Raw genomic sequence first — 22,311 nt, forward strand, 5'->3', positions numbered from 1 at the left:
CGCCGCCGGTCCCGGTCAGGCCAGGGCGCCGTCGCGGACCGTGACCCGGCCGGCGTGCACCGTGTGGACCACCCGCGAGGTGAGGGTGCGCCCGTGCCACGGGTTGTTGCGCGAGAGCGAGGCCGAGGTGGACCGGTCGACGGTCACCGAGGCGCCCGGGTCGACCAGCACGAGGTTCGCCGGCGAGCCCGGCTCGAGCGCCTGTCCCTGGCCCTGCAGCCCCGAGATGCGAGCCGGGTTCACCGACATCACCCGGGCGATGTCGGCCCACGTGAAGTCGTCCATGACCGTCCGCACGACCGCGAGCGCGGTCTCGAGGCCGACCATCCCGAAGGCCGCGTCGACGAAGGCGTGCTCCTTGTCGTGGCGCGCGTGTGGCGCGTGGTCGGTGGCCACCGCGTCGATCGTGCCGTCGGCCAGTCCCGCGCGGACGGCGTCGACGTCCTCCTGCGGACGCAGGGGCGGGTTCACCTTGAACGTGGGGTCGTAGCCGGTGAGCAGGTCGGTGGTCAGCAGCAGGTGGTGGGGCGTCACCTCGGCGGTGACGTCGATGCCCTGGGCCTTGGCCCACCGCACGACCTCGACCGATCCCGCGGTCGAGACGTGGGCGACGTGCACGCGCGACCCGGTGTGGCGGGCCAGCATCACGTCACGGGCCACGATCACCTCCTCGGCGATGCCGGGCCACCCCGGGAGGCCGAGCCGTCCGGACAGCTCGCCCTCGTGGCAGCACGCCGACGAGCCGGCGAGCGTCGGGTCCTGGGCGTGCTGCGAGACCACGCCGCCGAAGGCCTTGACGTACTCCAGGGCCCGGCGCATGACGCGGGCGTCGTGGACGCACCTCCCGTCGTCGGAGAACACGGTGACCCCGGCCCGCGAGCGGTGCATGAGCCCCAGCTCGGCCAGCTCCTCGCCGCCGAGGCCGCGCGTCACGGCGCCGACCGGCTGGACGTGGACGAGCCCGGCCTCGCGGCCGAGCTCCCACACGCGGGTGGCGGCCTCGGCCGTGTCGGTGACCGGGGTGGTGTTGGCCATCGCGAGGACGGCGGTGTAGCCGCCGAGCGCCGCGGCCCGCGACCCGGTCAGGATCGTCTCCGCGTCCTCACGCCCGGGCTCGCGCAGGTGCGTGTGGAGGTCGACGAGGCCCGGCAGCGCGACCAGGCCACCGGCGTCGATGGTCTCCGCGCCGGACGGTGCGGTGTCGACGAGCCTCCCGGCGTCGTCGACGTACAGGTCCGCGGTGCGCTCGCCGAGCAGCGAGGCTCCCTTGATCACGAGGGCCATCAGGCTTCCTCTCCTGCCAGCAGGTGGTAGAGCACGGCCATCCGGATCGCCAGCCCGCTGGAGACCTGCTCCAGCACGACCGACTGCGCCGCGTCGGCGGCGTCGGCGGCGATCTCGAGGCCTCGGTTCATCGGGCCGGGGTGACAGATGGGCACGTCGGGCTTGAGCAGCGCGAGCCGGTCGCGGGTGAGGCCGTAGCCGACGGTGTACTCCCGCGCGCTCGGGAAGAACGCGCCCGACATCCGCTCGCGCTGGACCCGCAGCATCATCACCGCGTCGGCCTCAGGCAGCACCGCGTCGACGTCGTACGACGTCTCGAAGCCGGCCGCCGCCGACCAGCTGCCGATGCCGCTGGGCATCAGCGTCGGCGGGGCGACGACGGTCACCCGGGCGCCGAGCTTGGTCAGGCACTGGACGTTGGAGCGGAAGACCCGGCTGTGGGTGAGGTCGCCGATGATGGCGACGTGGCGTCCCTCGAGGGAGCCCAGGTGGCGCTGCAGGGTGTAGGCGTCGAGGAGCGCCTGCGTGGGGTGCTCATGGGTGCCGTCGCCGGCGTTGACCACCGCCGCGTCGACCCACTCGCTGACCTGCAGGGCCGCGCCGCTGGCGGGGTGCCGGATCACCAGGCCGTCGACACCCATCGCGCAGACCGTCAGCACGGTGTCGCGCAGGCTCTCGCCCTTCGACGTGCTGGAGCCCTTGGCGCTGATGTTGATGACGTCGGCCGAGAGCCACTTGCCGGCGATCTCGAAGGACGACCGGGTGCGGGTGGAGTCCTCGAAGAACATGTTCACGACCGTGCGGCCGCGCAGGGCCGGCAGCTTCTTGACGTCGCGGCGCTGCACGTCGTGCATGTCGGCCGCGGTCTCGAAGAGCTGCTGGACCTCGTCGGTGGAGAGGTCGTCGATGGAGAGCAGGTGCTTCACGAGATGGTCACCTCGTCCACGCCGTCGACCTCGCTGAGCCGGACGCTCACGCGCTCGGCCAGGGCGCTCGGCAGGTTCTTGCCGACGTGGTCGGCGCGGATCGGCAGCTCGCGGTGGCCCCGGTCGACCAGCACGGCGAGGCGGACGGCCGACGGACGGCCCAGGTCGGCCAGCGCGTCGAGGGCGGCCCGGATCGTCCGCCCGGAGAAGAGCACGTCGTCCACCAGCACGACGACCTTCTTGTCGATGCCGGTCGGCGGCAGCGCGGTCTTGTGCGCGCGACGCGTCGGCTGCGAGCGCAGGTCGTCGCGGTACATCGTCACGTCGAGCTCGCCGACCGCGACGGGCGCGCCCTCGACCGCGGCGATCTTCTCTGCGATCCGCCGCGCCAGCGGTACGCCGCGCGTGTGGAGGCCGAGCAGCACCAGGTCGGTCGCGCCCTTGTTGCGCTCGAGCAGCTCGTGGGAGATGCGGGTGAGGGCCCGGGAGATGTCACGGGCGTCGAGGACGGTGCGGTCCGCCCGGTCGCTCACGGAACTGGGCGTGGACCCGGGCAGGGCTTCTTCGGGGGCAGGCATCTGCGCGCCGGACCTCCTTCTCCGCCTCACGGGACGGCTCGTTAAAGGATGTCGATCGGCCCCGACCCTACCGGACCGACCGGGCACTTCCTCGCGCTGGCGCAGGCTGACCGGGCACTTCCTCGCGGTGTAGCGCGAGGAAGCGCCCGCTCAGCGCTCGAGGATCGCGACGACGCCCTGGCCGCCGGCGGCGCAGATCGAGATCAGCGCGCGGCCCCCCGTGCCGGTCGACTCAGCCTTCTGGGCGAGCAGCTTGGCGGCGACGGGGAGGATCCGCCCGCCGGTCGCGGCGAACGGATGGGCGGCCGCGAGCGACGAGCCGTTGACGTTCAGCCGGTCCCGGTCGATGGCCCCGAGCGGCCCGTCGAGGCCCAGGCGCTCCTTGCAGAACACCGGGTCCTCCCACGCGGCGAGGGTGGAGAGGACCTGGGAGGCGAAGGCCTCGTGGATCTCGTAGTAGTCGAAGTCCTGCAGGGTGAGCCCGTTGCGCTCCAGCATCCGCGGCACGGCGTACGCCGGTGCCATCAGCAGGCCCTCGTGCCCGTTGACGTAGTCGACCGCGGCCGTCTCGGCGTCGACGAGGTGCGCCAGGACGGGCAGCCCTCGCTCCTCGGCCCACTCGTCGCTCGCGAGCAGCACGGCCGAGGCGCCGTCCGAGAGCGGCGTGCTGTTGCCGGCGGTCATCGTGGCGGCCGAGCCCTTGCCGAAGACCGGCTTGAGGGTGGCGAGCTTCTCGACGGTGGAGTCGGGACGCAGGTTGTTGTCGCGCTCGACACCGCGGAACGCCGTGATCAGGTCGTCGTGGAAGCCCTCGTCGTAGGAGCGGGCCAGGTTGTGGTGCGAGCGCGCGGCGAGCTCGTCCTGCGCCTCGCGGGTGATCCGCCACTCCAGCGCGGTGAGGGCCGCGTGCTCCCCCATCGACAGCCGCGTGCGCGGCTCGCCGTTCTGCGGGATGTCGAGGCCGATGTCTCCCGGGCGGATGGCGCCGAGCGCCTTGAGCCGGCTGGCCGTGTCCTTGGCGGAGTTGACCTTCATCAGCTTCTTGCGGAGCTTGTCGCTGATCGCGACAGGCGCGTCGGACGTGGTGTCGGTGCCGCCGGCGACACCCGCGTCGATGACCCCCAGGGCGATCTTGTTCGCCACCTGGATCGCCGCCTGGAGGCCGGTGCCGCACGCCTGCTGGATGTCGGTGGCGGGGGTCTCGGGGGCGAGCCGCGAGCCCAGCACCGACTCGCGCGTGAGGTTGAAGTCGCGCGAGTGCTTGAGCACGGCACCAGCCACGACCTCGCCGAGGCGCTCGCCCTGCAGGTCGAAGCGGGTGACCAGGCCGTCGATGGCGGCGGTGAGCATCTCCTGGTTGGAGACACCGGCGTAGACCGTGTTGGACCGGGCGAAGGGGATGCGGTTGCCGCCGACCACGGCGACCGGGCGAGTGGAGTTCTGCATGTCCATATCCTTGCCGGTGAGCACCCCGACGCCAACGGGGTGAGGGGCACGTCACGAAAAGTGGACTCCGAGTTGCACAGGGAGTTACATGTGCCCGTCCGCCGCACACCGAAAGGCCCCGTCCCATGAGCGACCGCTACCAGGGCTTCGCGTCCACCCCCATCGGCCAGCTGTTCGTCAAGAACCTCGGCCTGCCGAACCCCACCGCGCTCGAGCGCTGGTCGGAGGGGGCGCCGCTCGTGGACGGCGTGGTCGTGCTCGGCGGGTCCGGGCGCCTCGCCGAGGTGCTCCCGACGACCCTCAACGGGCTCGGCGTCGCCTCCACGGACGCGCTGGAGGACGGCGCGCGGGCCAAGGGCCTCGTGTTCGACGCCACCGGCATCACCGACACCACCGGGCTTGTCGCCCTGCAGGAGTTCTTCACCCGGCTGATGCGGCGGCTCGAGACCTGCCCGCGCGTCGTCGTCCTCGGTACGCCGCCGGAGCTGGCGTCCGGCTCCGAGCGCGTCGCCCAGCGCGCGCTGGAGGGGTTCACCCGCTCGCTCGGCAAGGAGATCGGCCGGGGCGGGACCGTCCAGCTCGTCTACGTCGCGCCCGCCGCAGACGGCGCCGTGGACTCCACGCTCGCCTTCCTGCTCTCCCCCAAGTCGGCCTACGTCTCGGGCCAGGTGGTGCGGATCGGCGTCCACGGCGCGACGTCGACCGACCGGGTGGCCGACTGGACCCGCCCGCTCGCCGGCAAGGTCGCGCTCGTCACGGGCGCGAGCCGCGGCATCGGCGAGGAGATCGCCCGGGTGCTGCACCGTGACGGCGCCACCGTCGTCGGGGTGGACGTGCCCCAGGCTGCCAGCGAGCTGCAGACGCTCATGGCCGAGCTCGACGGCGACCACCTCGTGCTCGACATCACCGCCAAGGACGCACCGCAGCGCATCGCGCACCACCTGCGCGAGCACCACGGCGGGGTCGACGTCGTGGTCCACAACGCCGGCATCACCCGCGACAAGAAGCTCGCCAACATGGCCGAGGACCGCTGGAGCAGCGTGGTCGCCGTCAACCTCACCGCGCCCGAGCTGATCACCCGCGAGCTCCTCGACGCAGGCGTGGTCCACGCAGGCGGCCGCATCATCGGCGTCGCCTCGATCGCCGGCATCGCCGGCAACGTCGGGCAGACCAACTACGCCACCTCGAAGGCCGGCGTGATCGGGCTCGTGGAGAGCCTGCGCGACGAGCTCCCCGACGGGATCACCGTCAACGCCGTCGCCCCCGGCTTCATCATCACGCAGATGACCGCCGCCGTGCCCTTCGCGACCCGTGAGGTCGGCCAGCGCCTCAACGCGATGGCGCAGGGCGGCCTGCCCGTCGACGTGGCCGAGACGATCGCGTGGTTCGCGAGCGCCGGCTCCGGCGCCGTCAACGGCAACGTGGTGCGCGTGTGCGGCCAGATGATGCTGGGCGCCTGATGGGCGGCCCGACGCCCGCTCCCAGGACCCTCACCGCGGAGCCGGGCGGCCTCACCACCCTCGTCCGGGCGGCGCTGCCGGCCCTCCCCGGGGTCAACCGGTTGCCCGGCATCCGCAAGCGCCCGGCCTCCGACTTCGACGGGCTCGCCTGCTCCCGCACGGACGTCGTCGTGGCACGCGAGCGGGTCGACGCGTACGCCGCCGTGTGCGGGTTCCCGCGCAAGGACGTCACGCCGGTGACGTACCCGCACCTGCTCGCCTTCCCCCTGCACATGGCGATCATGAGCGATCCGGCGTTCCCCTACCCGGCGATCGGCATGGTGCACGTCGAGAACGCGATCACCGCGCACCGCCCGGTCGGTGTCGGCGAGACGCTCGACGTCACCGCGGCGGTCGGGGCGCCGCGTCCCCACGCCCGGGGCGTCCTGCTCGACTTCGTCACGACCGTGACGGCGGGCGGCGAGGTCGCCTGGGAGTCGACGTCGACCTACCTGCGCCGCGGCCGCTCCGTCGAGGGCGAGCCCGCCCCCGGGATGACGATCGCCGGCGCGCCGAGCGGTGGCATCGAGTGGCGGCTGCCCGCCGACCTCGGCCGGAGGTACGCCGCGGTGTCCGGGGACGCCAACCCGATCCACCTCTACCCGCTCACCGCCCGCGCGCTCGGCTTCCCCCGCCAGATCGCGCACGGGATGTGGACCCTGGCGCGCTCCGTCGCCGCCATCGAGAACCGCCTGCCCGACGCGGTGACGGTCGAGGTCGCGTTCAAGAAGCCGGTGCTGCTCCCGGCCACGGTGGCCTTCGCCGCCCGCCAGGACGACGACCGCTGGAGCTTCGCGATGACGAGCCCGAAGGACGGCTCGCCCCACCTGCTCGGCCGGACGTCGCCCGCCTGACGCGCCGCGGGTGGCGCGTCAGCGGCGCGGGTTTCCGAAGCGGAGGGTGCGCACGACCCGCCGCACCGACGTCGCAGCGCGGCCGACACCCTGGGTGAACGTCGCGGTCGCGGGCGACCAGACGCCCAGGTCGGTGACGCCGTCGCCGTTCCAGTCACCGGTGACCGGCAGGTCGCCGGCCGCGCCGAACTGCACGACCTCCAGGGCCGACAGCCCGGTCGGGCCCACCACGCGGAGGGTGAAGGTCGCGGTGGCCTGGTCGAAGACGCCGAGGTCGGTGGTGCCGTTGCCGTCCCAGTCGCCCGTGACGGGCAGGTCGTCGGCGTCGCCCAGCCACACCGGGCTCGCGGACCCGTCGGGCATCCGCTGGTAGAAGGTGCCCTCCGAGGGGCGGCGTACGCCGATCTCGGTGGTGCCGTTGCCGTCCCAGTCGCCGCTCACCGGGATGTCGGACGTCAGGCCCCACTTCGTCCGGATGATGCCCCGGGGCGTCTTGAGGCGGAACTTGCTGTTCCGCGGCGTCCGGACGCCCACGTCGAGCTGCCCGTCGCCGTCCCAGTCCCCGAGCAGCGGCTCGTCGAAGGCCTTCCCGAACGTGACCGTGACCCCCGAGCGGAAGAGGAACGACGACCGCTTCGCGCGGCGGAACACCGCGACCTCCGAGACGCGGCTGCCGGCGAGGTCGCCCGCCAGCGGCACGTCGACGCAGTTGGCGGAGGTGAGGGCCCCGCTGCGGAACGCGGTGCCGGCGAACCAGGCCGGCACGACGCTGCGGCCGACCTTCTCCTCGAAGTGCAGGTGCGACCCGGACGCGTTGCCGCTGTCGCCGAGCGTCCCGACCATCGCGCCCTGGTCGACCCGCTGGCCGACGCCCACCACCACGCTCGCCAGGTGCGCGTAGAGCGACGACTCGCCGTTGCCGTGGTCGAGGACGACCCAACGGCCGTAGCCGCCCTTCGGGGTCGCGTACGCCGTCGTCACCACCCCCGCGGCGGCGGCCACGACGGGCGCCCCGAGGTCGGGGTTGCGGTTCCAGTCGATCGCGTGCGGGCTCGGGCTGTGCCCCGCGCGGGTCGCTCCGCTCCACGTCTCCCCGCACGGGAACGGCATCTGGTACGCCGTCACCGGCGCACCGCGACGCGCCGCCGCCGGTGCCGCCGGCGCGAGCAGCGCCAAGGTCGCCGCGGCAGCCACGACGGTCGTCGTACGCGGGGTCAGGCGCATGGGTGAGCGTCCTCGTCACGGTGCAGTCAGGGGTGGAGGCGTCACCGGACCGACCGCACGAACCGTCACGGCAGTCACAGACGCCACACGAGCACTCGCAGGTTACGGCGACGCGACACGCCGCGTACGCCGAATGCCGAGAACTACAGCGATGTAGTGCTACGAGCGGTCGTCGCGAAGCCTGATCAGGCCCTCCTGCGCGACCGTCGCCACCAGCTCGCCCGACTGCGTGAAGACGCGTGCCAGCGCCAGGCCCCGCGCTCCCCCGGCGAACGGGGAGAACTGGTCGTAGAGCCACCACTCGTCGGCCCGGAACGGCTTGTGGAACCAGATCGTGTGGTCGAGCGAAGCCGGCATCAGTCGCGGCGAGGCGATGTGGATGCCGTGGGGCACCAGGGCCGCGCCCAGGAGCGTCAGGTCGCTGGCGTAGGTGAACGCCGCGGCCTGGAGCGTGGGGTCGGAGGAGACCTCGCCGTCCACCTTGATCCACAGCCGGGCCCGGGCGGGGTGGTCGGGGTCGTCCGGGATCCCGGTGCCGGTGATGCCGACGTGCCGGATGTCGAGCGCCGACCACTCCCGCTCCCAGAGCTCGGCGGCCTCCGGACCGCGCTCGCGCGCGAGCTCGACGAGCGGCATGCCCTGCTCGGGCGGCACCACGTCGGGCATCCGGTCCTGGTGCTCGAGGCCCGGCTCGGGGATCTGGAAGTTGGCGGTCATGTAGTAGATGGGCCGGCCGTGCTGGCGCGCGGAGACCCGCCGGGTGGAGAACGAGCGGCCGTCGCGGATGCGCTCGACGTCGTACACGATCGGAACGGCCGGGTCGCCCGGCCTCAGGAAGTAGGAGTGCAGCGAGTGGAGGACGAAGTCGCCCTCGACACTGCGCGTGGCCGCCACGACGGCCTGGGCCGCGACCTGGCCGCCGAAGACGCGCTGGCGCTCGGTGCGCGCCTGGGTGCCACGGAAGAGGTCGACCTCCAGCTCCTCGAGCTCGAGCAGGGTCGCGAGCTCGGCAGCGCTGCCCGCCATCAGCGGTCCTCCCAGCCGGTCTCGTCCCCGTTGTCCTTGCCGGGGTCCTTGGACGGGTCGTCGAGCCCGGCCAGGAACGCCTCGAAGGCGCTGCCGATCTCCTCGCCGGTCGGCAGCGGCTCGTCGCCGGCGAGCAGGGACGTGCCCGAAGCCTCGGCCTCGCGGAAGGAGTCGTACTGCTGCTCGAGGCCGCGCACGACGTCGCCGACCTCGTCGTGGGAGGCGAGGTAGCGGTCGACCTCGGTCTCGGTGATCTCGGCCGCCTCGCGGACGTCGGTGAGGTCGATGGTCAGGTGGCCGCCGATCTCGAGGTGCTCGAGCAGCACGAGCGCGGCCTGGGGGTACTCCATCTGCGCGAGGTAGTGGGGGATGTGGGCGACGAAGCCGAGCGCGTCGTGCCCCCACTCCCCCAGCCGGATCTCGAGCAGCGCCTGCGCGCTGGCCGGCACCCGCAGCTCGCCCTGCCACGGGCTCTCGCCGGGCACGAGGTCGGGCCGGTTGGCGTGCGGGGTGATGGCGATCGGGCGCGTGTGCGGGACGGCCATCGGGACCGCGCCCAGGCTGACCACGCGGGCCACGCCGAAGTGCTCGACGACCTCGCGGACCGCGCGGGCGAAGGCCTCCCACCGGATGTCGGGCTCGGGCCCCGCGAGCAGCAGGAACGGCGTACCGCCGGTGTCGCGCAGGGCGCGGACCGCCAGGCGCGGCGCCTCGTAGTCGGCGTAGTGGTCGCGGTGGAACGTCACAGGCGGGCGGCGGGCGCGGTAGTCGTGCAGCGCGTCGACGTCGAAGGTGGCCACGACCTTGCCGCCGGCCAGCTCGGAGAGGTGGGTGGCGGCGAGCTCGGCCGCCTTGCCGGCGTCGAGGAAGCCGGTCAGCACGCAGACGAGCGTCAGGTCGCCCGCGTCGGCGAGCACCTCCGCGTCGTCCACGATGTGCACGAGTCGTTCGGCCATGGGGCAACCCTAGTGAGTGGGCACCCGTGACCCGACACACACCCGCACTTCTGGGCAGGTCTTGTTACTCAGGGGTAACGTGTCGCCGTCCTGCTGTTCTCATCCTTGGGAGACATCCGTGCCCCGTCCACAGCGTGAGGTCGTCTTCGTCGACGGCGTGCGCACCCCGTTCGGTAAGGCCAAGGGCCAGTACGCCGAGACGCGCGCCGACGACCTCGTCATCAAGTGCATCCGCGAGCTGATGCGCCGCAACCCGTCCCTGCCGCCCGAGCGGGTGGACGAGGTCGCGGTCGCCGCCACCACCCAGATCGGCGACCAGGGCCTGACCATCGGCCGCACCGCCGCCCTCCTCTCCGGGCTGCCGCAGAGCGTCCCGGGCTACTCCATCGACCGCATGTGCGCGGGCGCCATGACCGCGGTCACCAACACCGCGTCCGGCATCGCCTTCGGCGCCTACGACGTCGCCATCGCCGGCGGCGTCGAGCACATGGGCCGCCACCCGATGGGCGAGGGTGTGGACCCCAACCCCCGCATCCTCTCCGAGCGGATCGTCAACCCCGACGCGCTCGTGATGGGCAAGACGGCCGAGAACCTCCACGACCGCTACCCCACGATCACCAAGCAGCGCGTGGACGAGTACGCCGTCCGCAGCCAGCAGAAGACCAAGGCCGCCTACGACGCCGGCAAGATCCAGCCCGACCTCGTGCCCGTCGCGACCCGCTCCGCCGACGCCGGCTGGGGCCTGGCGACCCTCGACGAGCCGATGCGCCCCGAGACCACGCTGGAGTCGCTGGCCGGCCTCAAGACGCCGTTCCGCTCGCACGGCAACGTCACCGCCGGCAACGCCGCGGGCATCAACGACGGCGCCACCGCGGCGCTCCTCGCGGACGAGGAGACCGCGCGCGAGCTCGGCCTGCCGGTCAAGATGCGCCTGGTGACCTACGCCTTCGTCGGCGTCGAGCCCGAGGTGATGGGCGCCGGTCCGATCCCGGCCACCGAGAAGGCCCTGCGCCTCGCCGGCCTGACCATCGACGACATCGACGCCTTCGAGGTCAACGAGGCGTTCGCGGTGCAGGTGCTCGCGTTCCTCGAGCACTACGGCATCGCCGACGACGACCCGCGCGTGAACCCCTACGGCGGCGCGATCGCGATGGGCCACCCGCTGGCCTCCTCCGGCGTGCGCCTGATGAACCAGCTGGCGCGCCAGTTCGAGGAGCGTCCCGAGGTCCGCTACGGCCTCACCACCATGTGCATCGGCATCGGCATGGGCGGCACCGTGATCTGGGAGAACCCCCACTGGAACGGCGCCGCCTCGGACGAGGGAGACACCAAGTGAGCACCATCTTCGAGCGCGCGCAGGCGATCGTCTCCGACGCCGAGCGCGTGACGCAGGCCCACCTGCGCAAGGTCACCCTGCCCGGCGCGACCTTCGGCCTGATCACCCTCGACAACGGCGAGGACCACACCAAGCCGAACACGTTCGGCCCGGCCTCGCTGCTCGCGCTGAACTCCGCGATCGACGCTGCGCTGGCCGACGAGTCGGTCGACGCGATTGCGGTGACCGGCAAGCCGTTCATCCTCGCCGCGGGCGCCGACCTGACCTCGATCCAGGGCGGCGGCCCCGACGCCGTGCGCACCGTGGCCGAGCTCGGCCACGCGGTCTTCCGCAAGCTGCAGGACGGCGGCAAGCCGTCGTTCGGCTTCATCAACGGCCTCGCGCTCGGCGGCGGCCTCGAGGTCGCCCTGCACTGCACCTACCGCACCGTGATGGACTCCGCGCCGGCCCTCGGGCTTCCCGAGGTCATGCTCGGCCTGGTGCCCGGCTGGGGCGGCGCCTGGCTGGTGCCCAACCTCGTGGGTGCCGACAAGGCGGTGACGCTGATCATCGAGAACCCGCTCAACCAGGGCAAGACTCTCGGCGGGCAGGCGGCGTACGACGTCGGGCTGGCCGACGCGGTCTTCAACGGTGCCGACTTCCTCGAGCAGTCGCTCCTCTGGGCGGCCTCGGTCCTGCGGGGCGAGGTCACCGTGGAGCGTCCCGAGGTGGACCGGGGCGAGGCCTGGGACGCCGCGATCGCCCGCGCCGAGGGCATTGTCGCGAGCAAGACCGGCGGTGCCTCGCCGGCCGCGAAGAAGGCCGTGGAGCTCATCGCCGCGGCCCGTGACACCGACCGCGACGCCGGCTTCGCCGCCGAGGACGACGCCCTCGAGGCGATGTCGCAGACGGCGGAGCTGCTTGCCTCGCTGTACTCCTTCGACCTGGTGCAGAAGCGTGCCAAGCGGCCCGCCGGTGCGCCGGACAAGTCGCTGGCGCGCCCCGTCACCAAGGTCGGCATTGTCGGTGCCGGCCTGATGGCCAGCCAGCTCGCGCTGCTCTTCGTACGACGGCTCGAGGTGCCCGTCGTGCTGACCGACCTCGACCAGGAGCGGGCCGACAAGGGCGTCGCCTACGTCCACGCCGAGATCGACAAGCTCCTCGCCAAGGGTCGGATCAACCAGGACAAGGCGAACCGCCACAAGGCGCTGGTCTCCGGAGCGACCGACAAGCAGGTCGCCTTCGGCGACGCCGACTTCGTCATCGAGGCCGTCTTCGAGGAGATGTCGGTCAAGAAGACCGTCTTCGCCGACGTGGAGAAGGTCGTCTCGCCCGAGTGCGTGCTGGCCACCAACACGTCCTCGCTGTCGATCACCGAGATGGCAGCCGACCTCGAGCACCCCGAGCGGGTCGTCGGCTTCCACTTCTTCAACCCGGTGGCGGTCATGCCGCTGCTGGAGATCGTCAAGGGTGAGGCCACCGACGACGCGACGCTGGCGACGGCGTTCGCGACCGGCAAGGCCCTGAAGAAGACCACGATCCTGGTCAAGGACAGCCCGTCCTTCATCGTGAACCGGCTCCTGGGCCGCTTCATGAGCGAGGTCGGCCGCATCGTCGACGAGGGCACCCCGGTCGAGGTCGCCGACGGCGCGTTCGCCGGCATCGCCCCGATGCCGCCGTTCGTGCTGCTGTCCCTCGTCGGTCCCGCGATCGCGCTGCACAACAACGAGACGCTGAAGGCCGCGTTCCCCGACCGCTTCTACGTCTCCCCCGCCCTGGAGCGGATCGTGGCGGCGAGGAAGGGTGCCTACTACGGCCCCGACGGGGCGCTCGACCCCGAGGTCGAGGCGCTGCTCGAGAAGCCGGCCGACCCGGTCGTCCTCACCGCCGAGGAGGTGCGCGAGAAGACCCTCTCCGGCCTCGCCGAGGAGGCGCGCCTGATGCTCGACGAGGGCGTGGTCGCGGCCCCCCAGGACATCGACCTCGCCATGATCACCGGTGCGGGGTTCTCGTTCTGGAACGGCGGCCTGACCTTCATGCTGGACGTGAAGGGCATCTCGGAGAAGGCGACCGGCAAGCGCTTCCACTGACACACCACAGGTGGTCGAGCAGCTCGCGAGCGCAGCAAGCGGCGTATCGAGACCTTCTCCGAGAGGGGTCTCGATACGCCGCGCTCGTTCCTCGCGCGGCTACTCGACCACCTGGGTGCTGTCTGCCGGGCGGGTGTGCTTGTCGTACTCCCCGCGACCGAGCCGGCTGTGCGAGCGGCCGTAGAGGAAGTAGACAGCCAGCCCGATCGCCATCCAGATCAGGAAGCGGACCCAGGTCTCGCCGATGAGGTTGAGCATCAGGTAGAAGCACAGCAGCACCGACAGCGTGGCGATCACGCCGACCGCCGGCGTGCGGAAGGCGCGCGGCAGGTCGGGACGCGTGCGCCGCAGCACGAGCACGCCGACGCTGACGAGGACGAAGGCGAAGAGCGTGCCGATGCTCACGAGGTCGCCGAGCGTGGCGAAGTCGACGAAGCCGGAGAGCAGGGCGACGCCGACGCCGGTGATGGCGGTGATGCGGTAGGGCGTGCCGCACGTGGGGTGCACCCGCGCCAGCCACGTCGGCAGCAGCCCGTCGCGCGCCATCGCGAAGGCCACGCGGGTCTGGCCCATCACCAGGATCAGCACGACGACGGTGAGCCCGATCGTCGCGCCGATGGAGATGACGTTGCCGATCCACTCCACGCCCGCCTTGTCGAACGCCGTGGCCAGGGGTGCGGCGTCGTCGGGGTCGATGTCCTCGTAGGACTGCATGCCCGTGATGACGAGGCAGACGGCGATGTAGAGCACGGTGACGATCGCCAGCGAGCCCAGGATGCCGATGGGCACGTCGCGCTGGGGGTTGTGGGTCTCCTCCGCGGTGGTGGCGACGACGTCGAAGCCGATGAAGGCGAAGAACACGATCGCGGCGCCCGCGATGACGCCCCCGATCCCGAACACCGCCGGCTCCAGGCCGAAGAGCGACGTGATCAGGGGCGACTTCCAGAAGCCGCCGTCGGCGCCGCTGGTCGGCTGGCTCTCGGGGATGAACGGCGAGTAGTTGGCCGTGTTGATGTAGCCGATGCCCATCACGATCACCAGCGCGACCACCGCGAGCTTGATGGCGACGATGACCTGGTTGATCCGGCTGGAGAGCTTGATGCCGCCGATCAGCACGGCCGCCACGAGGAGCGAGATGATCACCGCCGGCAGGTTGACGTACCCGTCCCCGGCCGACGCGAGGGACGCGGGCACCTCCAGCGGGGTGCCCTCGAGGACGTTCTGGAGGTAGCCGGAGAACCCGGCAGCCAGCGCAGAGGCACCGACCGTGAACTCCAGCACGAGGTCCCACCCGATGACCCACGCGATGAGCTCGCCGAACGTCGCGTAGCTGAACGTGTAGGCGCTGCCGGCGACCGGCACCGTCGAGGCGAACTCGGCGTAGCAGAGCGCCGCGAGCGCGCACGCCAGGCCGGCGATGAGGAACGACAGCGAGATCGCCGGTCCGGCGTTCGTCGCTGCGACCAGCCCGGTGTAGACGAAGATGCCCGCGCCGATGATCACGCCGACGCCGAAGATGGTCAGGTCGAGGGCGCCGAGGTTCTTCTTCAGCCGGTGCTCGGGCTCCTCCGTCTCGGCGATCGACTGCTCGACGGACTTGGTGCGGAAGAGGCTCATCCCAGCAACCTAGGACTCGCCAGTCGTTACCGTCGAGTCACCCTTCGTGACGGATGGTCAGGCGGAGTGGTCCACCTGCACCGGTGCCACGCCCTCGTCGAGCGCGGTGACGTCCTCGACGATGCCGCGGGCGATCGTCTGCGCGTCGAGGCCGATGCGGCTGAGGATCGCGTCACGCTTGGCGTGGTCGAGGAACTCCTGCGGGATGCCGTGGAGGCGGAACGGCGTGTGCACGCCGGCGTCGTTGAGCGTCTGCAGCAGCGTCGCCCCGCAGCCACCGACGCGGCCGTTGTCCTCGACGCTGACCACCAGGCGGTGCTGCGCAGCGAGCTCGATGAGGGCCGGGTCGACCGGCTTGACCCACCGGGGGTCGACCACCGTCACGCCGATCCCCTGCGCCGTCAGCCGGGTGGCCACGTCGACAGCGGTCGACGCCATCGAGCCGACGGCGACGATGAGCACGTCGGGCGATCCCTCGCTGACGAGGATGTCCACCCCACCGTGGCGCTCGATCGCCGGCACGTCCTCGGGCGGCGGGCCCTTGGGGAAGCGCACGACGGTGGGGGCGTCGTCGACGTCGACCGCCTCGCCGAGCAGCTCGCGCAGGCGGGGCACGTCGCGGGGCGCGGCCAGGCGCAGGCCGGGCACGACCTGCAGGATCGACATGTCCCACATCCCGTTGTGGCTGGCCCCGTCGTCACCGGTGACGCCGGAGCGGTCGAGCACGAAGGTGACGCCGCACCTGTGGAGCGCGACGTCCATCAGGACCTGGTCGAAGGCACGGTTGAGGAACGTCGCGTAGACGGCGAACACCGGGTGCATGCCGCCCATGGCCAGCCCGGCGGCCGACGTGGCGGCGTGCTGCTCGGCGATGCCGACGTCGAAGGTGCGCTCGGGGAACTTCTCGGCGAAGACGTCCAGGCCGACCGGGTGCATCATCGCGGCGGTGATGGCGACGAGGTCCTCGCGCTGCTCGCCGAGCTCGACGATCGCCTCGGAGAAGTGGTCGGTCCAGATCTTGCCCTTGGGCTTCTCGGCGCCGGTCTGGACGTCGAAGGGGCCGGGGGCGTGGAACTGGTCGGCCTCGTGGCGCAGGGCCGGGTCGTAGCCCTGGCCCTTGCGGGTGATCGCGTGGACGATGACGGGGCCGTTGAACCGCTTCGCGCTGGCGAGCGCCTGCTCCATCGCCGCCCGGTCATGGCCGTCCACCGGACCGACGTACTTCAGGCCGAGGTCCTCGAAGAGGCCCTGCGGGGCCAGGGCGTCCTTCATGCCCTTCTTGACCGCGTGGAGCGCGTCGTAGGCGGCGTGACCGACGCCGGGGACGGCGTTGAGGCGCTTCTTGACCAGGTCGAGGACCTGCTCGTAGCGCGGGTTGGTGCGCAGCGACGTCAGCGCGGTCGCGAGCCCGCCGATGGTCGGCGTGTAGGAGCGCTCGTTGTCGTTGACCACGATGACCAGCCGGCTGTCCTTGGCGATCGCGATGTTGTTGAGCGCCTCCCAGGCCATGCCGCCGGTCAGCGCGCCGTCACCGATGACGGCGACGACGTGCCGGTCCTCGCCGCGGATCGCGTAGGCCTTGGCGAGGCCGTCGGCGTAGGACAGGGACGTGGAGGCGTGGGAGTTCTCGACGATGTCGTGGTCGGACTCGGCCTGGCTCGGGTAGCCGCTGACGCCACCCTCCTTGCGCAGGGTGCCGAAGTCGCCGTGGCGGCCGGTGACCAGCTTGTGGACGTAGGACTGGTGCCCGGTGTCGAAGACCACGCGGTCGTGCGGGGAGTCGAACACCCGGTGGATCGCCAGCGTCAGCTCGACCACGCCGAGGTTCGGGCCGAGGTGACCAGAGTTCGTCGCGACGGTGCGGATCATCAGGTCGCGGATCTCCGCGGCCAGCTCGTCCAGCTGCTCGGCCGAGAGCCCGCGGAGGTCGCGCGGCGACGCGATCGAGTCGAGGTGTCCCATGGCGGATGAGTCTATTTCATGCCCGGTCGAGGACAGCCACCGCCGGTTCGTGGAGGCTCCCCATCCACACCCGGCCGTCGTGCTCACGCACACCGGTGACCATGTGGTAGCCGGGGTGGTCGATGTCGAGGTCGTGCACGAGGCGGCCGGCGTCGTCGTAGGCCTGGACGCGGATCGTGCGCTTCGGCTTGGGCTGCAGCGCCTCCGGGATCCTCGTCACCGCCCGCCGGAGCACCATCGGGGCGGACCCGAGCCGCTCCACCAGCGGGTCCACCGGGCTGGCGACGGTGACCCAGATGAGCCCGTCGCTCCCGCGGCTGATGTTGTCGGGGTAGCCCGGCAGGTCGGTGACCAGGTGGTCGCGCTCCCCCGCCCGCGGGCCCGTCAGCCAGAGACGTACGACGGTGCGGCCACGGCACTCGGCGACCGCGACGTAGGACTCGTCGGCGGCGAGGGCCACCCCGTTGGCGAAGGCCAGCCCGTCGAGCGCGACGGTGACCGTGCCGTCGGAGTCGCGCCGGAGCAGCCGGCCGGTGCGGGTGTCCTGGACGAAGTCGTCCTTCCACGCAGCGACGCCGTGGTGCAGCGAGGAGTCACTGAACCAGATCGTGCCGTCGCCGGCGACGGCCGCGTTGTTGCAGAACCGCATCGGCACGCCGTCCACGCGGTCGAGGAGCAGCTCCACGTCGCCGGTCACCGGCGAGACCTGCAGCAGGCCCCGCTCGGCGTCGCACACGAGCAGGTCGCCGTCGGGGAGCAGCTCGATGCCGAGCGGGCGCCCGCCGGTGTCGGCGACCCGGCGGGCGTTGCCGGTGGCGGGGTCGAGCGCCCAGATCGCGCCGTCCTCGGTGCCGGTGTGGACGACGCCCTCGGGCGAGACGACGACGTCCTCGGCGCCCATCGACGGGACGGGGTGCACGGTGAACGAGGGATGGCTCATGGCGCCATGCTGGCGTAGACCTCGCTGCGGAGGAAGGCCGGGACGATCGCCTCGGCTCCCTTGGTCAGGGGCAGGCCGCGAGCCACCTCGGGGTCGACGAACACGATCCGGCGGCCCTCCCGGCAGTCGATGTCGGCGTCGCTCAGCTCGCACGCGGCGGCGTAGACCCACATCCGGTCCCAGGTGCCGTAGGACTCGCGGTGGTCGTTGGCGAACGCGCCGACCTCGCGCAGGTCGGCCGGTTCGACGTTGACGCCCGTCTCCTCCTCGAGCTCGCGGAGCGCGCCCACCGCCGGATCCTCGCCATCCTCGAGGTGCCCGCCCGACAGGCCCCAGCAGTCGGGGTCGATCCGGGCGTGCTCGTCGCGCTCCTGCATCAGGATCCAGCCGCGCCGGTCGACCAGGATCACCCCGGCGAAGCCGCGTGCGTCGTCGGGCGGCACGGGGGTGTGGTCGGCTGCCCAGTCCCGCACCGCCGACAGCGCCACCTCCGTGGAGCGGACGACGGGAAGGGCCTCGATCGTGGCCGGGTCGACGAAGACGATCCGACGGCCCTCGCGGCAGTCGACGTCAGCGTCGCCGAGCTCGGTGGGCGCGGCGAAGACGTGGTAGCGGAACCGGCCGTGCGTGGAGTCGACCTCCAGCTCACCGAGGTCGGTCAGGTCGTCAGGCGCCACGCGGATGCCGGTCTCCTCCTCGAGCTCGCGCACGGCGCCCTCGCGTGCGGTCTCGCCCGGCTCGATCCCACCGCCGGGGAAGCACCACGCGTCGGGCCACACGGGAGCGTGCTCGTCACGCTCCTGCATGAGGAACCACCCGCGCGGGTCGACGAGGGTCAGGCAGACGAAGTCGGTGCGGACGTGATCGGCAGGAGGCACCGTGCGACCCTAGCCAGCCCTCACATCCGGACCCGGTAGCGACGCCCCCGCAGGGCCTCCTCGACCAGGCCCACCTCACGGCGTACGGCGAGCAGGCGGGCGTCCTCGAGCTGGAAGGTCTGCACGGCCGCCTCGACCACCGCCCGGCTCGCGACGTCCTTGAGGTCGCCGCGGATCTCGCTCAGCCCACGACGCGTGGCCAGCTGCTGCGCCTCGACGTGCAGCACCGCGAAGCGCGCGAGCACGACGACGTGGCGGCGAAGCCCGGCGAAGCGCCGGTAGTCGGGCGGACACAGGTCGAGCAGCCAGCTGGCCGCGGTGGTCTCCCAGTCCGGCGCGTCGGGCGGGCGCACCTGCCGGGGCCACCCCGGCGGCGCGACGCCGGGATGTCCTTGCGGTGGCGTCGGTCGCGGCCGGGGCTGCGGTGTCGGGAACACCGCGACAGTCTATCGAACACCTGTTCGACGCGTGAGCTCAGTCCGGCGGGTGCTGCCCGGCGAACAGGTCCTCCAGGAAGGCCAGGTCCGGGTCGCGCAGCCCGGCCGCGTCGTGGCGCCACCAGACATCGGGATAGACGACGCGGCCGGTCATCCAGTCCTCGTAGCAGCCGAAGGTGACCACCTGGAAGGCCGCCTCGGGAGTGCGACGCGACGCCGGCTCCAGCCCCAGCGTGCTCGCCCGGGTGAACCCGCGCGAGCCGTAGAACACCGGGCTGCCCTCGAGGAAGAGCGCCGGACGGCCCGTGCCGCGCGCGGCCTCCATCGCCGCCGCCACGAGGGTCGTGCCGATGCCCTCGCCCTGACGGGCAGGTGCGGTGCTGAGCGGGCTCAGCACCGCCACGTCGACCAGCTCCCGGCGTGCATCGAGCCAGCAGTGGCTGATCCCGACGTGACCGAGGACCTCGGGGCCGTCGACCGCGACGAGCTCGGCGAGGACGTGACCGAGGTCGCGCACCTCGGCCCACAGCGCCGCGACCTTGCCGCCCTCGCCCGGCGCGTCGGCGTCGAACGCCGCGCGGACGACGGCGTCGATGCCCGGCTCGTCGGACGGAGAGGCGGGACGGACCTCGACGGCTCAGCCCTCCAGGAAGGACCAGCGCACCTCGCGCCGGTCGTTGTCGACGTTGAGGTCCACCAGGCAGATGCTCTGCCAGGTGCCGAGCGCCAGCCTCCCGCCGAGGACCGGCACCGTGCAGTGGGGTGGCACGACGGCCGGCATCACGTGGGACCTCCCGTGCCCGGGCGACCCGTGGCGGTGCCGCCACCGGTCGTCGGCGGGCAGCAGGTCGGCGAGGGCGGCGAGCAGGTCGTCGTCCGAGCCGGCGCCGGTCTCGATGATCGCCAGCCCGGCCGTCGCGTGGGGCACGAAGACGTGCAGCAGCCCGTCGCCGCGATCGGCCACGAACGCCGCCGCGTCCTGCGTCAGGTCGAGCACGACCTCCTCGCCGCCCGTGCGGTACGTCCTCGTCTCGCTGTGCATGCGGCCACGCTAGCGCCGTCGCGGACGGCTCAGTCCTGCAGCGCCTGCTCGATGCGCTCGACCTTCGCGGTCAGCTGGCCGTCGTACCCGGGGCGGATGTCGGCCTTGAGCACCAGACCGACGCGCGGGGAGACCTCGGCGACGACGTCGACGGCGCGCTTGACCACGGCCATCACCTCGTCCCACTCCCCCTCGATGTTGGTGAACATCGCATTGGTCTCGTGCGGCAGGCCGGACTCGCGGACGACGCGCACGGCGGCGGCGACGGCCTCGGTGACCGACCCGCTGGGGTCCTGGGCGACGGGTGAGATCGAGAAGGCGACGAGCATGGCACCACGCTAGCGAGGTGGTCCGCGCTCAGGCGTTGGCACCCTGCTCGGGCAGGCCGCCCTGCGGGTCCGGCGTGCCGCCCTGGCAGGTGACGCCGAACTCCGGGGCCGTGTGCCCGTCGCCGTACTCCTCGAGGAACAGCGCCAGGCGCCCGTCGTCGGCGCCGTCGAGCTGGAGCTGTGCGCCCCACACGGTCACCACGACCTCGGACGGCAGTCCCTCGCGCGGCGACATGATGCCGTTGTCGGGCAGGTCGGCCGCGAGCCGCTCGACGTCGTCGGCGGAGAGGTCCGGGTCGTGGGTGATCCACACGGTGCCGTGCTCGAGGTCGTGGACGGCGTTCTCGTCGCGCACGGGCTCGTCGTAGACACCGCACGCCAGCCAGACCGGGGCGTGGGGTCCGCCCGCGGGCGGGGTCTGGGGGTATGCGACGTCTCCTGTGGTGTGGGTGCGGTCCGTGATCTCCCACGTCTCGACCAGGCTCAGGTCGAGCGCGCGCTCCGCCTCCTCGTCGCCGCGCAGCACCCGGTCGACCAGCGGCGCGACCAGCGCGGCGGCCAGGACCAGGACTGCGCCGACGCTCGCCAGGACGAGGGGCAGGCGGCTCGAGCGCTGCTCCTCGACGACCGTCGTCCCGGTCGCTGCAGGGTCGAGGGGCGTCCCGTCGTACGTCCCCTCCCCCAGCGCGTGGTCGATCGAGGGCTCGGCGTCGGTCACCGCGACAGGCTACCGGCGGCCTCCACGTCGCTCCCGTCGGCGAGTAGCGCGACACGTCCACACGCCGGGGGCGGGCGATCCGGAGGGGCCGGTCCGAACTCTCGCCCGGGTCATCTAGGGACGGTCTGGTAGGCGAACCGGCCCTCCGACCTACCGGAACGTCCCTAGATAGGGGTCTTCGAGACGGAGCGGACTGTTCTCAGACCAGCGCCGCGCGCACGGCCGCGGCGCGCTCGTCGTACTCGTCCTGGGGGATGTTCGGCAGCATGTCGGCCCAGACCGGGAGGTTGGACCCGCGCAGCTGGAGGACGCCACGCGGTCGCGCCATCACGTTCATCGAGAAGTGGCCGCTGCCGTTCTCCCACTTGGTGATGTGCACGCTGCCCACGCCGTCGAGCGCCTGCACGGCGGCGTACGTGCGCGCGACCAGGCGACCCAGCTCGACGTGCCCGTCGTCGTCGAGGTCGTCGAGCAGGACATGCTCGCGGGTCACGACGTTGGCCACGAACGGCAGGCTGGTCGCGCCCGGGCGGATCACGGCGAGCCGGTCCCCGGTGTGCAGCACCTGCGTGTCGAGCTGGAGCGCCCGGCAGGTGCGGCAGTCGTCCTGCTCCTTGCGGCGGTCCGGCTCGGGGTCGGCGTACTCCGTCAGCGGGCGCGCCCGCAGCCCCTCGCGCTCGAAGGGGAAGACGTCCCACGCCGGCATGGACCCGAGCGGGAGGCGGCCGTCGTCACCGACGGCCGCCTCCGCGCGGTCGAGGAAGTCCCTCACCGAGGTCAGCCCCGCAGCAGGTTCCGCAGGACGTACTGCATGATGCCGCCGTTGCGGTAGTAGTTCGCCTCGCCCGGGGTGTCGATGCGGACGGTGGCCTCGAACTCGCTGGCCTCGCCGTGGGCCTGGTCGGTGCCGGGTGCGGGCTCGACCTTGACCGTCACCGTGCGGGGCGTGGTGCCGTCGTTGAGCTCGGTGATGCCGGAGATGCTGATGATTTCGGCGCCGGTGAGGCCCAGGTCGTCGGCGGTCTTGCCCTCGGGGAACTGCAGCGGGATGACGCCCATGCCGATGAGGTTCGAGCGGTGGATGCGCTCGTAGGACTCGGCGATCACGGCCTTCACGCCGAGCAGCGCGGTGCCCTTGGCGGCCCAGTCACGCGAGGACCCGGAGCCGTACTCCTTGCCGGCCAGGACGA

General features: G+C 72.2%; 20 protein-coding genes and 2 pseudogenes. 4 read left to right on the forward strand and 18 right to left on the reverse strand.

What is annotated here, in order from left to right:
• Positions 1-15: 15 nt before the first annotated feature.
• The 4 genes from Q9S36_RS41720 to Q9S36_RS41735 all read right to left on the reverse strand — a co-directional run bounded on the left by Q9S36_RS41720 (position 16) and on the right by Q9S36_RS41735 (position 4,234).
• Positions 16-1,284, reverse strand: coding sequence for a dihydroorotase (locus tag Q9S36_RS41720; protein ID WP_311290649.1), 1,269 nt, complete (start codon positions 1,282-1,284; stop codon positions 16-18).
• Positions 1,284-2,210 (reverse strand): aspartate carbamoyltransferase catalytic subunit, encoded by a 927-nt coding sequence (locus Q9S36_RS41725; protein ID WP_311290650.1) that lies wholly within the window; start codon positions 2,208-2,210, stop codon positions 1,284-1,286. Before Q9S36_RS41725 ends, Q9S36_RS41720 begins: the two co-directional genes overlap by 1 nt.
• Positions 2,207-2,788, reverse strand: a complete 582-nt coding sequence (gene pyrR / locus Q9S36_RS41730) for a bifunctional pyr operon transcriptional regulator/uracil phosphoribosyltransferase PyrR (RefSeq protein WP_396653951.1) — start codon at positions 2,786-2,788, stop codon at positions 2,207-2,209. Before pyrR ends, Q9S36_RS41725 begins: the two co-directional genes overlap by 4 nt.
• Before the next feature lie 150 nt (positions 2,789-2,938).
• A complete protein-coding gene (locus Q9S36_RS41735; RefSeq protein WP_396653952.1) occupies positions 2,939-4,234 on the reverse strand; it encodes an acetyl-CoA C-acetyltransferase in 1,296 nt (431 codons plus the stop codon).
• A gap of 125 nt (positions 4,235-4,359) precedes the next feature.
• Between Q9S36_RS41735 and Q9S36_RS41740 the strand changes: the two genes are divergently transcribed.
• On the forward strand, positions 4,360-5,694 hold the full coding sequence (locus Q9S36_RS41740) for a 3-oxoacyl-ACP reductase (RefSeq protein WP_311290652.1): 1,335 nt from the start codon (positions 4,360-4,362) through the stop codon (positions 5,692-5,694).
• The gene (locus tag Q9S36_RS41745; RefSeq protein WP_311290653.1) at positions 5,694-6,587 is read left to right on the forward strand and encodes a MaoC/PaaZ C-terminal domain-containing protein; all 894 of its coding nucleotides are present in this window, start codon (positions 5,694-5,696) and stop codon (positions 6,585-6,587) included. The genes Q9S36_RS41740 and Q9S36_RS41745 overlap by 1 nt, the downstream gene beginning before the upstream one ends.
• A gap of 18 nt (positions 6,588-6,605) precedes the next feature.
• On the opposite strand, the gene Q9S36_RS41750 is transcribed toward Q9S36_RS41745, so the two are convergent.
• The 3 genes from Q9S36_RS41750 to Q9S36_RS41760 form a co-directional block, all read right to left on the reverse strand.
• Entirely contained in the window at positions 6,606-7,811 is a 1,206-nt protein-coding gene (locus Q9S36_RS41750; protein ID WP_311290654.1) for a M23 family metallopeptidase, read from the reverse strand.
• A gap of 159 nt (positions 7,812-7,970) precedes the next feature.
• On the reverse strand, positions 7,971-8,837 hold the full coding sequence (locus Q9S36_RS41755; protein ID WP_311290655.1) for an acyl-CoA thioesterase II: 867 nt from the start codon (positions 8,835-8,837) through the stop codon (positions 7,971-7,973).
• Entirely contained in the window at positions 8,837-9,793 is a 957-nt protein-coding gene (locus Q9S36_RS41760; protein ID WP_311290656.1) for a PAC2 family protein, read from the reverse strand. The genes Q9S36_RS41755 and Q9S36_RS41760 overlap by 1 nt, the downstream gene beginning before the upstream one ends.
• A gap of 118 nt (positions 9,794-9,911) precedes the next feature.
• Here Q9S36_RS41760 and Q9S36_RS41765 point away from each other — a divergent pair, with 118 nt between their 5' ends.
• Both Q9S36_RS41765 and Q9S36_RS41770 read left to right on the forward strand, forming a co-directional pair.
• The gene (locus Q9S36_RS41765) at positions 9,912-11,129 is read left to right on the forward strand and encodes a thiolase family protein (protein ID WP_311290657.1); all 1,218 of its coding nucleotides are present in this window, start codon (positions 9,912-9,914) and stop codon (positions 11,127-11,129) included.
• Complete coding sequence (locus Q9S36_RS41770) at positions 11,126-13,198, forward strand: 3-hydroxyacyl-CoA dehydrogenase NAD-binding domain-containing protein (protein ID WP_311290658.1); 2,073 nt, start codon at positions 11,126-11,128, stop codon at positions 13,196-13,198. Before Q9S36_RS41765 ends, Q9S36_RS41770 begins: the two co-directional genes overlap by 4 nt.
• Before the next feature lie 99 nt (positions 13,199-13,297).
• On the opposite strand, the gene Q9S36_RS41775 is transcribed toward Q9S36_RS41770, so the two are convergent.
• The 11 genes and pseudogenes from Q9S36_RS41775 to acnA all read right to left on the reverse strand — a co-directional run.
• A complete protein-coding gene (locus tag Q9S36_RS41775) occupies positions 13,298-14,815 on the reverse strand; it encodes an amino acid permease (RefSeq protein WP_311290659.1) in 1,518 nt (505 codons plus the stop codon).
• Positions 14,816-14,872: 57 nt separating this feature from the next.
• On the reverse strand, positions 14,873-16,777 hold the full coding sequence (gene dxs, locus Q9S36_RS41780; RefSeq protein ID WP_311290660.1) for a 1-deoxy-D-xylulose-5-phosphate synthase: 1,905 nt from the start codon (positions 16,775-16,777) through the stop codon (positions 14,873-14,875).
• Positions 16,778-16,793: 16 nt separating this feature from the next.
• Positions 16,794-17,717: an SMP-30/gluconolactonase/LRE family protein gene (locus tag Q9S36_RS41785; protein ID WP_311290661.1), complete on the reverse strand. Its 924-nt coding sequence runs from the start codon at positions 17,715-17,717 to the stop codon at positions 16,794-16,796.
• Positions 17,714-18,595, reverse strand: coding sequence for an NUDIX hydrolase (locus tag Q9S36_RS41790; protein WP_311290662.1), 882 nt, complete (start codon positions 18,593-18,595; stop codon positions 17,714-17,716). Before Q9S36_RS41790 ends, Q9S36_RS41785 begins: the two co-directional genes overlap by 4 nt.
• Before the next feature lie 20 nt (positions 18,596-18,615).
• Positions 18,616-19,032: a hypothetical protein gene (locus tag Q9S36_RS41795; protein WP_311290663.1), complete on the reverse strand. Its 417-nt coding sequence runs from the start codon at positions 19,030-19,032 to the stop codon at positions 18,616-18,618.
• Positions 19,033-19,069: 37 nt separating this feature from the next.
• A pseudogene (locus Q9S36_RS41800) lies at positions 19,070-19,651 on the reverse strand (GNAT family N-acetyltransferase); the annotation flags it as partial.
• Between the two features lie 18 nt (positions 19,652-19,669).
• Positions 19,670-20,074 carry a YjbQ family protein gene (locus tag Q9S36_RS41805; protein ID WP_311290664.1) on the reverse strand — a complete coding sequence of 135 codons (405 nt, stop codon included), beginning with the start codon at positions 20,072-20,074 and terminating at the stop codon, positions 19,670-19,672.
• Between the two features lie 29 nt (positions 20,075-20,103).
• Positions 20,104-20,403 (reverse strand): thiamine-binding protein, encoded by a 300-nt coding sequence (locus Q9S36_RS41810; protein WP_311290665.1) that lies wholly within the window; start codon positions 20,401-20,403, stop codon positions 20,104-20,106.
• A gap of 28 nt (positions 20,404-20,431) precedes the next feature.
• Positions 20,432-21,121 (reverse strand): DUF3105 domain-containing protein, encoded by a 690-nt coding sequence (locus tag Q9S36_RS41815; protein ID WP_311290666.1) that lies wholly within the window; start codon positions 21,119-21,121, stop codon positions 20,432-20,434.
• 199 nt (positions 21,122-21,320) lie between these two features.
• A complete protein-coding gene (locus Q9S36_RS41820) occupies positions 21,321-21,893 on the reverse strand; it encodes a hypothetical protein (RefSeq protein WP_311290667.1) in 573 nt (190 codons plus the stop codon).
• A gap of 5 nt (positions 21,894-21,898) precedes the next feature.
• Positions 21,899-22,311 (reverse strand): annotated as a pseudogene (gene acnA / locus Q9S36_RS41825) (aconitate hydratase); the annotation flags it as partial.

It is taken from the genome of Microbacterium sp. ARD31 (assembly GCF_031844425.1).